This is a genomic window from Chryseosolibacter histidinae, from assembly GCF_018598225.1.
GTDB classification, from domain to species: Bacteria; Bacteroidota; Bacteroidia; order Cytophagales; family Cyclobacteriaceae; genus Chryseosolibacter; species Chryseosolibacter histidini.
The window spans coordinates 174346-188569 of the sequence record NZ_JAHESF010000003.1; the positions used below are offsets into that span (position 1 = coordinate 174346).

The window sequence follows — 14224 nt, forward strand, 5'->3', positions numbered from 1 at the left end:
GAAGAATATGGACCACTATCACCTTTCATTATAGTACTTGGCTAGACGTGTTTGCTCGACCGGGACGTCATAACCTAACTGATTAGAACACAACTCTTGCAATGTTAAGGCAGTATCCTTATAGTCTCGACCATAAGCGTAACCAAGAATGAGCTTTTTGATCCTTGGGACTGGTATTTGTTCGGAGATTACCTCGAATTCTCTGGAGAAAATCGGCAATTCCAAATAAAAAATATCTTTCCCCAGATCATGAGATTTAGGAATATCCTTAGAAAGCAAGGGTGACAATTGTCCCCGATAGTCGGAATAAACGGTTGGCCCATGTACCCGCTTTTGCCTATTATCAAAAAGCAAGCGAACTTCCTTTTCCAGTTTATAGAGATTTGATTTATGAAAAGCCACAATTTGACCGAGATCGATGGTCATGCTTGGTTTCTCATTTTGATACTTAACAAGCAGCGCATTTAATTCCATCAAATTTGTCCGGGAATTTCCACCATAAAATACTTGACTTAGATAATAGTGCTTCCAAGCAGTTAATGGATTTTTGGAGAAATCCAGTTGAATTGCAACTCCAGTCCCATTCCCACCATACAACCTCCACATATTGAACTCATACTGTGTATGCATGGTGAGAATTTCAGTCATGCACATAGACAGGAGAAACATGTTCTTCTTGGCGTCCTCTCTATTGTCGGCATTAAAAGTTAAAAGGTCGCCGGCAAAAGAGTATTCTCGCGGATCATTCAAATTATACAGATTATACAAGCGCAGCTTTTTAGAAGAGATGATTGATCGAACCGCATGAAGGCTGCTGAAGTGGATAAATTCGAGAGGTATCTTTTTGTAATAATATTGACTTTTTGAAATGTTAGCAATTTCTGGAAGAATGCAATAATGGCAATGATTAACTTCTTTTTCATTGCCTGCCCTGACTGATCGGATCACAATTCCTGGCAGAAGCCGTTCAAGCTCTTGATGAAACAGGTGTTCTTTTTCTGTGAAATTCACGACGCTTCAAGCTGATAAGACACGAACTTCGAAATACCGTCTATGCACGAAGTATCTCCGACGTTGTCCTTAACGGTATAGTTAAGAAAATCCATTCACATTATCAATCTACGCTTTCTCTAGAAGGCACCGTTACTTCTTTGATTGACTTCCCGCAATGTCGCCTCGTCTCATCCACGCTATCTAGCCATCAAGTAGCCCCAGTCCGCTTTCAAAAGTTACAATCCTTCGGAACAAAGAAACAGCCAAGCAGGCTACGGAGAAAGATTGGCCCTGCTTCTGATCCCCTGGTGCACCCCCGCACCCTCACGCCTGAGGAATATACCGGAGCAGCCATTGCAGACCTGGACATGCGTCGTGGCATCGTGCGCGAGAACGCCATGGAAGGCAACGCGCAATGGATCGATGCTGACGTTCCGCCCGGCGGAGCTTTTCGGTTATGGGATCATGTTGCGGACGTTGCCAACAGGACGGGCATCTGCTTCGCTGACGTTTTGTTGGTACCAGCTGGTGCCGGAGGGGATTGCAGAGAAGTCGACGGCGAAGGTGTGATGTAAGTTTGGTAAGCAAGCTTCTTGAAGGGAGCTGCTTTTTCCGAAGCCATCCCCATTACCAAGGGACCCAATTGACACACATAGCGTTTATTTTTATTAAGGTGGATGCATTCCCAAGTCTACCAAACTCTACTTGTCGGGGCCTAGTCTAATCCAATGTCATTATCAAAACGATATTCTCAATTCTCTTCGGCGAATAAGCCAGGGGGAAAGATGCTTATTTTGGTCTTTAGTCTTCCTTTATCTGCGGGCACGGTAGTTCATATATCAATGTCGATATTGAGAAATATCTGCAAGCGCTATTGTCTTAATTCATGGAAGAGGTAATGTCTAGCAACATAGTAGTGATAGGCATTGACGCGTGCTACTCTACGCGGCGCGGTATGTTTGCTGCATAGGTGATAATTCTCTACTTTAGTAACGATTCCTCGCCCCACCTGATCCAATCTGATCGCTAGCCCACTTGGAATCGTCACTAAATTTACTGCATATGCTATGATAAGTTCATTATTTAATGCTTTCGCAAAGAAAGCGGAAAAATTACCAATAAGAGATACCTCAGAAACAAGGCCATTAACAAAGATTCTTTTCGTTGATGATTTTAAGTTTGAAATAGTAGAATATTTAAATACTTGTGGATGGATTCAAACTAAACGCATCAAAGATATTGATGATATAACTCACCCTTCAATTTCGGAAAATCACATATTTTTTATTGACATCCAAGGTGTCGGGAAAAAGATGGGTTTTACAGATGAAGGACTTGGCTTAGCAAGAGCATTAAAAGAAAAGTATCCTGAAAAATTTGTTATCTTATACTCGGCACAACCAACCGGAGATCGATTTGACAAAACTTTGTCTATTGTTGACGATACTATTCGAAAAAACGCTGATTCATATGAATTCATTAAGCTAGTTGAGAAGTACGCAACACAAACATTCTCACTTGACGGATGCGTCTCCAGAATACAACTGCACTTAAAAAACGAGTTAGGCATTTCAATTAATCCAACTAAGATCGAGGAGATTATCTCAAAGCTTGGGAGAAAACCCACAGAAATTGATATCGACAAAATTGCAAAGGTGTTTTCAATTTCGAAAAACTCGGCCGCTATGATTTACCATGTTCTCAGAGCCTATTTATTGTTGTAATGAAGTACATTATAAAAAAGCTCACAGAACAGATCTTTTCAAATATACCGTTTAAGGAATCTTGCATCGAATCGTGTTCCTCCATCAACCAATCAAAGGTAGTGGATTGCCCAACATTTAACGAGAAAAGGCGATGCGGAGTCTATCATAAAGGCGGCCTCGAAATTTATCTCTGTTCGAGGGAGAATATTAAATCTAAAAGATTGTTTTCAGATTCGATTGAAATCATTACAAATTTTGCAATCGAAATTGACGGGAGTAAAAAAATTATTCAACAGCAATCGTTCAAACAGGTTGAACGATTAATTCACAATTTAAAAACATACAATGCACATTGCATTCAGCTCGTCGAATTAATGCTAGATCCGTCTATAGCAAGAAAGCATATTAATGAACAAATATCATCAATAGAAGCACACATACTAGAAAATCCACGAAGAGCCGCTAAATCATTAATTAACCTACTTAAAAATTCAAAGCTTATTCAATCAGAGATATCTATTTATGATTCTCTATTTAAATCAGATACCAGCAACTTCCGTATCGGTAATCACCAAATCCACCGGCTACTAAAAGGGGTATTGATGATCTTCTTTGAGGACTTCCAAGAGAAGAACATAAGGATAAATCTACAAGACAGTTCGCTCGAAATAGCGGTTGATTACCCTACGTTCATCTGCGCGTTGATTCATTTTTTTGACAATGCTACCAAGTATGTGTTTCCAGAGAGTTCAGTTGACATCTCATTCGCTGACGCAGGATCAAAAATATGTGTTCACATAGAGATGATTAGTTTACGAATCAATCAGGATGAAAAGGACAAAATTCTTGAAGAGGGCCAGTCAGGTTTCTTTGCAAAGAAACTCAATCTAAATGGCAAAGGAATTGGAATGTTTGTCATTGCAACCTTTTTTGAACTGAACAATTCAAAACTTATAATAAATCCAAAAGTTAAATCCAGCACTAGGGAAAAATTTGGAATACCATACGACATTAACGAGTTTATTTTAGAATTACCTAAAAGCGGCGGGTTGTTTAAGATGATGTAATGTCCACACCAAGAAAATTCGCGACATTTATCTAATAAAAGCGACGCTAGCATGAGTAACTCATCAGGCCATCAAATTACAAGGATGATCAGGCGTGTCGTCCTTCCTATTCAAAGCTTCGTTCTATTGATGCCTACGTTATCCATCAAGGTTCTTTAACGTGGCTGCAAGCGAGCCTTGAATCTACCACAACCAATGTGAATATTGTGGTTACACTTCAAGCTACAAGTATCAAGTCGATATCCAATGGCTTAAAGAGGAATGTTGTTTCATTGACTTCCGTTCTCTAACCTGAAGCGTTAGTTTTGAAAATACCGGGCCCAGCACCGAATCCATGGGTATGTGTGTGCCCGGTAAAGTATCAGATCAGTAACAAATCCGTTCTTTGGGATCCGTATGAATATTTGGATGCGCCTTATAACGGTCTTATAATACCCCGATTATTGAAAATTTGAGTGAGTAGCCTGGGTGCAGCTTTTATAGCAGGGAAAGTAATCCAGCGTCTTCGGAAAGGCACTTCTGAAAATCTTACTATTTTAAACACCATTGAGGAAATTATTATCTGCTGAACGTAGAGCTTAAGATGCCTTGAAGTCCGCTATTGTGGGGTCTGCCCCTTGGTGCTTAAATCGTTTTTTTATATTTTAGTAACGATTCCTTGACCCACCTGATCCACTCGATCGCCAGCCCGCTAGGAATCCCTTAACTACCCACTATGATTTCCGAAAATGATTTCCAATCACTGCTTCGTGGCAATGCAGGCGAATTAAAGACTTATTTGCAAGATATTGAGTTGTCGTTCAAATTAGATGAGACACTGGCCGTTACAAATTGTCATTCCCTTCGAATCAACGCAAATGGCCAGGTAAGATTCAATGATTTTGCACGCTATCTAGCATCTAAAATTGTAGACTTTGCAATACCACGGTCTGAGATTCAGAAAGCATTCGAGTTCTACAATACAACTGGCTCCACCTCCAAAATCGTTGAATTAAATAATAAAGCCACACAGCTGTTCTCTTCCCTTAAAAAGTCAGGAGAAGGCGGAGAAATACTGCTTTATCTGTTAATTGAAGACATCCTAAAGGTACCGCAGATTTTGTGCAAAATGTCGCTAAAGACATCAAGTGAAATGCATGTACATGGGTGTGATGGTATACATGCTAACTACGACGAAACAGATGACATTTTGTCCCTCTATTGGGGAGAATCTAAGCTCTATAAAGACATAGGTAGCGCGTTAACAAATTGTTTCAATAGTTTAAAAGGCTTCTTATTGGACAACGGCGGCAGTTCAGGTTCACAAGAACGTGATATCCAGTTGGTGAGAAGCTACATTGACTTAAAGGACGAAAAAATTGAAGATGCAATCGTCAAGTATCTGGATAAGGACAATGAAAAATTCAACAAAGTCAAATATAAAGGCGCGTGTCTAATTGGGTTTGATTACGAGGACTATCCGAAGGCAGCAAACTCAGGCGTCAATGATGCAACGCTAAAAGAAAAGATTGAGAAAGTCATCATAGATTGGAAAGTTGATGCAAAGAAAAAAATAAAGGCAATTGAAACTCTTGATACATTTGAACTCCATTTATTCCTTATCCCATTCCCATCGGTACAAAGTTTTCGAGACGCATTTTTAATTGAACTTGGCATTAAGAAATGAGCCTACCAGACAAAGTTTTTAGTCTACCGAGTTTTAAGCGTCAGCTTAGACAAATTACCATTGACTCATGCAGTAGCTCATTTCATAATTTAAGTACAACAAATTCCAATCGTGAGCCCATTGACTGGAGCAATCTTCTGACATGCGCATCAATGTTAGGCAACTCAAGCAAACATGATCATCTAGAGGCGGCGCTCAGAATTGCGCACACTTGCCTCGAAAATAAGGACCTTTCAACCGCTCATAAGACCGCTGCGGGCGTCATATTAGATTCATTAACAAATCAGCCGGCTATAAAACTGGCAATCAAAAGGCATCTTTTAAAAAGCGATTTCACTGAAGACATTCCATTGCCGCTCCTCTTTGATGTAACAAAACGGAGAGTAGAACACACGATCTTCTTAAAGGAGTCAGAAATCTATTTGAACGCATTTCAGAAGGATGCATTTGACAAATTCTCGTCGGCGGATGTTGTTAGCGTTTCCGCCCCAACGTCGGCGGGCAAGTCTTTCATCTTATATCACGCCTTAATGAGTTTTATTTCGAGCCGTTCTAGACCTACACGTATAGTCTATATAGTTCCAACACGAGCGTTGATAAGTCAAGTCGAGAAAGACTTTCAAACCATTTTAAGTAGCCAGAAGATTTCAGATGTTCTAGTTACTTCTGTTCCCAAGCTTGATGCTGTAGATTTTGAAAAGAATCTTATCTGTGTATTTACGCAAGAACGTCTCCATTGGCTTATGGTCAATCATCCAAACGTGAGCTTCAATTATATGATAGTCGACGAAGCGCAAAAAATCGCAGAAGGCAGTAGGGGCATTTTCTTACAGCAAAAAATTGAAGAAGTAATGCGTCTAATGCCTGATATTAAAGTAATTTTCTCAAGCCCTTTAACACGCAATCCAGAAATTCTCCTTCAGGATTTAGAAGTTGGCAAAAAAAAGGCACCTGTCAACACCGAATATGTCGCAGTAAACCAAAATTTGATATACGTATCACAACGACCGAAGGCGACGCGCATTTGGAATCTCGAACTGTGCCTGCAGAATGAACGTATTGACCTAGGAAGTGTAGAGCTTGAAAGTCGGCCACTGTCCGACCTCAAAAAGGTGGCCTTGATTGCCAGTAGACTCGCTTCGAAGGACAGTGGAAACATCATCTACATGAATAAGCCTGCCTACGCTGAGAAGGTATCAAATATACTTTTTGCCTTGACTAACGAAGACTACTCAGAGAACCAAGAAATTAAATCTCTAATCGAATTGTCACGCAAATCCATCCATCGAAATTTTTTACTAAATAAAGTTTTAACTAAAGGAATTGCATTTCACTATGGAAATATGCCTCTGTTGGTTCGCGAGCAGATTGAAAACTTATTCGAAAGAGGAATTATCAAGTATCTAATTTGCACGTCAACTCTTCTGGAAGGAGTAAATCTTCCTGCGAAGAATATTTTTCTGCGAAAGCCTACTAAAGGCGCTGGTCATCCGTTGAATGACACCGAATTTTGGAACCTGGCTGGTCGGGCTGGCCGTTTAGGCAAAGAATTTCAAGGTAACATCATCTGTATTGATCCCGATTCATGGGATTCAATTCCTGACATCGATCACAAAAAGCAAGATGTCGTAAAAGCTCTTGATCAAATTAGTAGTAAAATGCAAACCCTGCTGGCCTATTTAAATTCTGATGAAATTGAAAAAGGGAAGACCAATTCCACCCTAGAGTGGGCGTTTGCTTACTATTATAGCAAATACCGGAAAAATGAGCTCGATAATTCCCAGGTTCTAGCGCAGTTGAAACCATTTTTTGATGGATTGTCTTCACGAATTGACCTACCAGATGAAATTCTATTTAGAAATCCAGGAATAAGCCCAGCTGCACAGCAAAATCTACTCGAACACTTTAGATCTAAGGCAGACGCAATCGACAAATACATTCCAGACTATCCTGAAAGTGAAAATGCCGTTTCAAATTCTTATGTGACGATAATGGGCATAATCAACAGATTCTTATCTGGAGATTCCGAAAAGCGAAACTTTTATCAAGCACTGTTAGTCGTGAACTGGATGCGCGGCTATCCTCTCCCAGCATTGATTGACAAAAACTATGAATACGAATACAAAAAAAACCCTAAGAAATCACTTGATAGCGTGATAAGGGAAACTATGCGAGATGTCGAAGAATTCGCAAGATTCAAATTTGCAAAATACTCATCTTGTTATATTGACATCCTTCGATTTTTCCTCCAACAGTCAGGACAAGAAAACAAAGCTAATGAAATTCCGAACTTATCAATTTGGCTTGAATTGGGCGTATCGCAACAAACTCAAGTTTCTCTTATCGCATTAGGGTTAAGTCGTCAGACATCAATAACATTGTCTGAATTTATAGCAGACGATAATCTTGATAAAGAAGACTGTATCCAATGGCTCCGTAAGAACGACATTCATTCTCTCCAACTATCAAATATAATGATAATTGAAATCAAAAGTCACATCGAACTTTAACTAGAAATATTGTGATCAATATACAACCAGAGATCGATGTAAAGAAAATGGAGGAAGCCCTTCTAGCACTTCAATCTAAAAAGGCTAACAATCACATCGATGTTAGACTTCCAGTGAAATGCAGGTTTATAGGATTCTCCGCATTCACATCGCTAATACAGTTTCTTATTACTTGGAAACGGCAAGACAATAGTGGGCGTCTAATAATAGGCTCGAATGAAAGCATAAGCATTGAAGATATTGAGTCATTTGTTAAGCGGCAATACGGATTAGTTGCGTCTACATTATCTTGGGAAAGTGGCATTATCAATTCAAACGGTGAAGATCTCAAACATCTGTTACGCAATGAGAACGCAAAGTTGATGCATTTTCTCCATTCCAAGGACTATGTAAGTGCTTCTCGGGGTGATAGTATTAATTTCCCATTCTTTGATCATCTTGAAAGCAAACGTGGTTTGCTACCTATCGTTTACAAAAATCAAAAGCTCTGCACCGAGCAAGACTTCTTGAACCTGACCGAAGTGCTTCTCAACACTGCTTTAAAAAATAACTCCATTTTGATTGAAAAGTTCCGTGAAATCAAGGATGATATCAATTCGATTGTCTTCGAATTATTTGAGAACACACACAAATGGGCAAGGAAATCCTACACCGAACAGTTCTTGGACCCAAGTTACCGCGGAATTTACACGACATTTTATAAGCTGGAAAAGAAAAACATTAAAGATTATCTCAATTCCCCTGGTCTGTTATCCTATTTCGAAAGCCTTGCATCTAAGGTTGACCAGTCCTATAAATACCTAACATTCCTAGAGATCTCAGTAATCGACAGCGGATCTGGATTGGCGCAAAGATATGCTGAGCGTGACGCTGACTCGATGACAGTTTCCGAGGAATACCAATTTCTCAAAGAATGCCTAATGAAGAATAAAACCTCCCACAAGGAATTTAGTGACGCACAAGGACGAGGAATTGGCTTACATCGAACAATGGAACTCCTAGACAGTAAAAAAGGCTTTCTTCGAATTAGGTCCGGCCGGATGCATTTGTATAGAAACTTTTTGAAATTTCCCTTCCTTAACAAAGAATCGTCGAACCCAAATTACTCCCTTCAAGACTGGGACACCAACTCGACGATACCGGAAAACAGACCAATGATCGAAGGAACCTCAATAAGCATTATTCTTCCTTACCTAATGTTCTAAACATGGAACAATATTTCCTCTTCCAGTACCCTGTTCGTGCGATGTCGAATCAACATAGATTGGTGATTTTCTGTGCCGGCACCCAACTATATATTAAACAGCTTAAAAAGCAACTGAGAGAATTCTTCTCTAAAAACTTACCACCGAACGAGATCTATATAATTGGTGGAGACTATTTGAAAGATGAGTTAACTGCTGAATTTATCTCTAAACGAAGTGAGATCTTTGACGTTATCCGATCTTTCGAAACAACGGGAAAGCAAACTAAAATTCTATGCTTCAGTTCAGAGGGAAATATGCTCGATTTGAAAAACAATCTCATAGATTCTACAGAAAGAGATACAATATTCAAGCAGGGAATTGTAGAAATCTTTAACACCCGTGGCGGCCTAATAAATTCACCTTCTGATTCATACCACTACATATTCCCGTCCGGAAAACATAGCTCGAAGTTCATTCGCGCGGGGAATGTCCTGGTTGACGGATCAGAAATTTTCTTTATAGCGACTACATTATTGCGATACTTTAAGGATAACTACACACAAATCTATTGTGATACTTCATCGATAAACTCGCTGGCTTTTGCATTGATCGAATTGTTAAAAAGATTCAAAAGAATTAATCACTCCCCTTCAATTCTCAGCTTTGGATCATATGACAAGTTTGAAAAATTTGATTTCAGTGATTCAAGAAATGCGCTAATACTAATTTCCGCATCAACATCAGGAAATATATTGCGGCGATTAATGGAATATCATCCAAACTTGTTGTTGGACAATATCTTGATACTATTCTACTTATCAGACGACCGCGAGTTCATTTCAAGAGTAATCTGCGATTTAACTCTATCACCATCCAATCCAGATGGCATCTCACTTAAAGACATTTATCCCAACGAGCTTGATTGCGATCTTTGCAAAGATGGGTCTTACAAAGTAAAAATTTCTGGCGACGTTTTCTTGTTAGAGAAACCGCAGATAATAAAAATTTTAATTGGAGTGAGAGATGCACCAGTGAAGCTTAGCGCTTTCATGCAAGAATTTCATTCAAGGGCCAATAAAAGCGCGATCCGCTGTTTCTTCGGGGAAGAGCCTAGTCGAATCTTTGAACATTTTATAGACACTTCAATCATTGAAAAACTCATCGATGAAGAAGGGTTCGAGACTGATGGCTTATTCTCAAACTACCGACAAAAATATGCCAGAATACTTCATCAGAATATTCCATCGCAGATGAGTTATATTATTCATCTGCCTGACAGGGCATCAAAACTGATTGCTGAACGAATCAAGTCCTTACACCAAAAAAATAGTAACAATATACCAACATTAATCGCGAGCACCGATTTATTGAAAGATGATTATCCAATAAAAAACGATGCCGTTGGCGCACTCATAATCGCATGTTCTTGCTTAGTCAGTGGCTCCAACTTACTATATGTCAACAAATTTCTAAGACGACATGAAAAGCTAACTAAAACATTTCTCATTGGCTTTGCCAGACCCGCCAGTAGTTCTAAACTCGATTTTGTAATCAAAAATATCTCACAAGGGGACATGGGTGTTACCCAGATAAAGTTTGTTGAAAAGATATTTTGTTCCGACTATTCCGAAAACACAAATGATAGTGCTGAAATCAGCTGGCTAAAAGAAATGGAAATGCTAAAAGTACTTAAAGGCATAATCGATGAAAATCAGGAATTTCAAGGGTGTTTAACGTATGTAAACGAAAGGCTTCGCCTTCTACAAAGTGCGACTGACTTAAATACTAGGGGGCTAGTCAATGATGTCTTCTTGAAAAACCCGATCACGAATCAGAGGATGGAGATTGCAAAAAACTTTGCTTTCTTTAATTTTGATGGATACCATGGGAAAGCAAGCCAGGCGGACATTTATTTTACCATCTCTTGTATCCTGAATAATTTGCGATCCAGTGATGATAAAGAGAGACGTATAATTCAAGAGGAATACAAACGGGTGCTCTTGGACCCTGACAATTTCACAAGATTTGATGATGGAGTAATCCAAGCTTCTTTCCTGCGGACTTCGAAACCTGAGGAAATCAACTACCAATTAGATGTTCAATCAAGTGACAGAATGAAAAATATTATCTTTAAGATGATAGAAGGACATAAGGATATATATACTAGTGAAGCACTTATTGAATTCTTATTTGCAATCGGGACTAAGAAATTAAAGTTATTTATTGACCATATTACCGAAATTGTGCAAAAAGTAAACAGAGAAGTAAAGAACGACACTTTATTACTTTACAATTATTACATAGAAAAGCAAATTCTTAAGATTAAGCAGAAAGAAAAATCATTATCGAGTTCTTCTTTATGAATATCTGAATATCTACGATTGATTGTCCAAACCAATTTTGAGTTTTTCATATCCATAGTCCAAAATCGTCGTATACTGCTGCGTTGTCCGTAGCGTCTTATGTCTAAGTATCTATTCACCGTTTCAATCGGACGAGCAGAGGTATGCCAGTCTGAGACAGCATTTCTTCCAAGATTCTCCAGTGCTTGAAGAGGTGCCCCGCGTGGGGCACATAAAGTATGATAAAGCACAAGGCCCCGTGGAAAACCACATCCTTGCTTTCAAGATAAGTGTTAATTCTGTTATGTATTGGCTAGGTGATTGCTTGTGACTGTATTCATGCCGTGGCAGCGTCGCCCGACCTCGAATCAAGCTTATTCCTCAACGCCTTCATATCATCGCTGATCTTTCTATCCAAAATCTTCGCATACTGCTGCGTTGTGCGCAGGCTCCGGTGGCCCAGCATCTTGCTCACCGTTTCAATGGGCACGCCGTTGGTCAGCGTTACAGTTGTGGCAAAAGTATGCCTGGCACAATGGAAGGTTAGCTCCTTGTTGATCTCACATCGCTCAGCAATCTCTTTCAGATACTCGTTCATCTTGGCGTTGCTGATCACGGGCAACAGCTTTCCCTCGTTCACACACTGCGGATGAGTCCTGTATTTCTCCAATATCCTGAGCGCTGCAGGTAAGATCGGGAGCCGCGTTGTGGCTTCCGTTTTCACGCGCTCGGTGTAGATCCACTGCTCACCGTCAATACCAGTAACAATATCAGCTCTTGTCAGCTTTTTTACATCGGCATAAGCCAGGCCGGTATAACAGCTGAACACGAAAATATCTCGCACACTGGTGAGGCGATCCGATAGAAAAGTTTTTTCTATGATGCGGTCCAGTTCATCCTGCAAGAGAAACGCCCTGTTGGTGTCATGTATCCTGATCTTGAAGCTGATGAACGGGTCTTTCTCGATCCAGTTATTGGCTACACATTGGCGCACAATCGTCTTCAGCTTCTTGATGATCCCCATCGCGGTATTGTGATCAACGTTCCTCACTGTCTTCAAAAAGAACTCATAGTCGGTGATGAACTGATACTTCAGATCGCGGAGTGGCACATCACCTTTCTGCTGATGCTTTAGAAATGCTTCGAGCGAAGAGAGCGCCGCCTTGTATCTTTTAAGCGTTCCTTGTGCATAGCCTCTCCCGACAAGCGCAGCCACCTGCTGCACATGATGACTGTAAACTTCCAGAAGTGTTTTACCGATCTCTTCTTTTCCAAGCAGCTTGTTCCTGATCAGGTTGGCCGTTACATCAATTCCTTTGTTGAGCAGTTCGCGCTGTGCTTCATAGATCTTTGATTGCAGCGTTTCAAGAAAGCTGTTGAGCTGTCGCGTTTCTTCTTTCTTGAGGCCTGTTGCACGACCGGCTTTTTGATTCCACTTCGAAGGGTCCCACTCGCGTTGTGTACTGAACTCAGTTCTTTTTCCATCAACCGTGAGGCGGAGATAAATTGGAAGATCGCCACTCACATACGTTCCACGCTTCTTCAGGTAGAAATGAATTTTCAGTGTCTTGTTCATAACAGAAACTTTTAAGGTTAATAATAAATTTCGCCTGACGTTCCTGCACTTTCAAGATGTTCACTGAGTGAACTAGTTGACACTGAACAAATTGATACCTCAATCGAGAGCAGATTTTTCCGAATGCATGCTGCTCTCGATTTGCTCTCGATTCAATTGAGAACAGATGAATAAAACGGTATGCGTAAAAAGCAAAAAAGCCCACAAAAACATTGTTTTGTGAGCTTTCGAGTGTTTTGGTTTGTCAACCTGTGATCCCGCTGGGATTCGAACCCAGGACCCTTACATTAAAAGTGTAATGCTCTACCAGCTGAGCTACGAGATCTTAACCTTGTTTTAACTTTCTCTAACGCCCTGGTGTGCTTTAGAGACCTCAATCCTTGCCTTATTTATGGGCTTTTCCGTAATTGAGGCCACAAAGGTAACAGGATATGAAAAAAATGCAAAGGGGGTATTTAAAATTTCTTGCCGGTTTTATCATTCTTTCTGCTTCGCTGCCCCACTCTTTCGCTCAAACCTCCTCCTTCCGCCTCAAAACAGCCGATTCGCTCTTCCAGGCCAAACAATACACCCAATCTTTTGAACATTACGAGGAAATCCTCAAACAAAAACAATATACCCCCGCCATGCTGCTCAAAATGGCCTATATCCAGGAAGGCCTCGGGCATACCGGCCAGTCGCTCTACTACCTCAACCTCTATTATACAGCCTCGCACGATAATTCGGCGCTGGAGAAGATGACAGAGCTGGCCACCAAGTACAACCTCGAAGGTTACGAAACTTCCGATACCGATAATTTCCTGTCGTTCTACCACGACTACCATGTGCACATCAGCATGGCCCTGGCCGCCATCATGATCCTGATGCTCAGCCTCTCCGCTTATACCAGGCTCAGGCTGAAACGAAGACCCATCGCCTCATTTTCTATCCTCTCCATTCTTGTGATTGTGCTGGCAGGCCATCTCTATTTCGGCCAGAGCCTTGAAACGGCTATCGTCACCAACCCCTCCACCTACGTTATGAGCGGACCCTCTGCCGCCTCCTCTGTGCTGGAGGTTATCGGCGACGGACACCGCGTCAGCATCCTGGGCCAGAAAGACGTATGGCTGAAAGTGAGCTGGGATGGCAACATCGGCTACATCAAAGAGAATTCACTGCTGCCCGTGAAATTGTAAAC

The 14224-nt window shown here is 40.6% G+C and carries 10 protein-coding genes and 1 tRNA gene; 8 read left to right on the forward strand and 3 right to left on the reverse strand.

What is annotated here, in order from left to right; translation table 11 throughout:
• Positions 1-18: 18 nt before the first annotated feature.
• Positions 19-1011 carry a DUF2971 domain-containing protein gene (locus tag KK083_RS32625; protein ID WP_254161024.1) on the reverse strand — a complete coding sequence of 331 codons (993 nt, stop codon included), beginning with the start codon at positions 1009-1011 and terminating at the stop codon, positions 19-21.
• A 290-nt stretch (positions 1012-1301) separates the two neighbouring features.
• Between KK083_RS32625 and KK083_RS04245 the strand changes: the two genes are divergently transcribed.
• The 7 genes from KK083_RS04245 (at position 1302) to KK083_RS04275 (ending at position 11492) form a co-directional block, all read left to right on the forward strand.
• Positions 1302-1568: a hypothetical protein gene (locus tag KK083_RS04245; RefSeq protein WP_254161026.1), complete on the forward strand. Its 267-nt coding sequence runs from the start codon at positions 1302-1304 to the stop codon at positions 1566-1568.
• 492 nt (positions 1569-2060) lie between these two features.
• Positions 2061-2717 (forward strand): hypothetical protein, encoded by a 657-nt coding sequence (locus tag KK083_RS04250; protein ID WP_254161028.1) that lies wholly within the window; start codon positions 2061-2063, stop codon positions 2715-2717.
• On the forward strand, positions 2717-3766 hold the full coding sequence (locus tag KK083_RS04255) for a histidine kinase (protein ID WP_254161030.1): 1050 nt from the start codon (positions 2717-2719) through the stop codon (positions 3764-3766). Before KK083_RS04250 ends, KK083_RS04255 begins: the two co-directional genes overlap by 1 nt.
• 715 nt (positions 3767-4481) lie before the next feature.
• Positions 4482-5432 carry a HamA C-terminal domain-containing protein gene (locus KK083_RS04260; protein ID WP_254161032.1) on the forward strand — a complete coding sequence of 317 codons (951 nt, stop codon included), beginning with the start codon at positions 4482-4484 and terminating at the stop codon, positions 5430-5432.
• The gene (locus KK083_RS04265) at positions 5429-7942 is read left to right on the forward strand and encodes a DEAD/DEAH box helicase (protein WP_254161034.1); all 2514 of its coding nucleotides are present in this window, start codon (positions 5429-5431) and stop codon (positions 7940-7942) included. The genes KK083_RS04260 and KK083_RS04265 overlap by 4 nt, the downstream gene beginning before the upstream one ends.
• Before the next feature lie 11 nt (positions 7943-7953).
• Positions 7954-9147 (forward strand): hypothetical protein, encoded by a 1194-nt coding sequence (locus KK083_RS04270; protein ID WP_254161036.1) that lies wholly within the window; start codon positions 7954-7956, stop codon positions 9145-9147.
• Between the two features lie 2 nt (positions 9148-9149).
• Positions 9150-11492 (forward strand): hypothetical protein, encoded by a 2343-nt coding sequence (locus KK083_RS04275; RefSeq protein WP_254161038.1) that lies wholly within the window; start codon positions 9150-9152, stop codon positions 11490-11492.
• Between the two features lie 316 nt (positions 11493-11808).
• Here KK083_RS04275 and KK083_RS04280 read toward each other — a convergent pair whose 3' ends face one another.
• Both KK083_RS04280 and KK083_RS04285 read right to left on the reverse strand, forming a co-directional pair.
• The gene (locus KK083_RS04280) at positions 11809-13047 is read right to left on the reverse strand and encodes a site-specific integrase (protein ID WP_254161040.1); all 1239 of its coding nucleotides are present in this window, start codon (positions 13045-13047) and stop codon (positions 11809-11811) included.
• 252 nt (positions 13048-13299) lie between these two features.
• Positions 13300-13372, reverse strand: a tRNA-Lys gene (locus KK083_RS04285).
• Between the two features lie 106 nt (positions 13373-13478).
• Between KK083_RS04285 and KK083_RS04290 the strand changes: the two genes are divergently transcribed.
• Positions 13479-14222, forward strand: coding sequence for an SH3 domain-containing protein (locus KK083_RS04290; protein ID WP_254161043.1), 744 nt, complete (start codon positions 13479-13481; stop codon positions 14220-14222).
• Positions 14223-14224 lie beyond the last annotated feature (2 nt).

Excerpts from the sequence above, each read along its gene's own strand:
- KK083_RS04250 (WP_254161028.1), top strand. The coding sequence starts at position 2,061 with ATGATAAGTTCATTATTTAATGCTTTCGCAAAGAAAGCGGAAAAATTA.
- KK083_RS04255 (WP_254161030.1), top strand. The coding sequence starts at position 2,717 with ATGAAGTACATTATAAAAAAGCTCACAGAACAGATCTTTTCAAATATA.
- KK083_RS04260 (WP_254161032.1), top strand. The coding sequence starts at position 4,482 with ATGATTTCCGAAAATGATTTCCAATCACTGCTTCGTGGCAATGCAGGC.
- KK083_RS04265 (WP_254161034.1), top strand. The coding sequence starts at position 5,429 with ATGAGCCTACCAGACAAAGTTTTTAGTCTACCGAGTTTTAAGCGTCAG.
- KK083_RS04275 (WP_254161038.1), top strand. The coding sequence starts at position 9,150 with ATGGAACAATATTTCCTCTTCCAGTACCCTGTTCGTGCGATGTCGAAT.
- KK083_RS04280 (WP_254161040.1), bottom strand. The coding sequence starts at position 13,047 with ATGAACAAGACACTGAAAATTCATTTCTACCTGAAGAAGCGTGGAACG.
- KK083_RS04290 (WP_254161043.1), top strand. The coding sequence starts at position 13,479 with ATGAAAAAAATGCAAAGGGGGTATTTAAAATTTCTTGCCGGTTTTATC.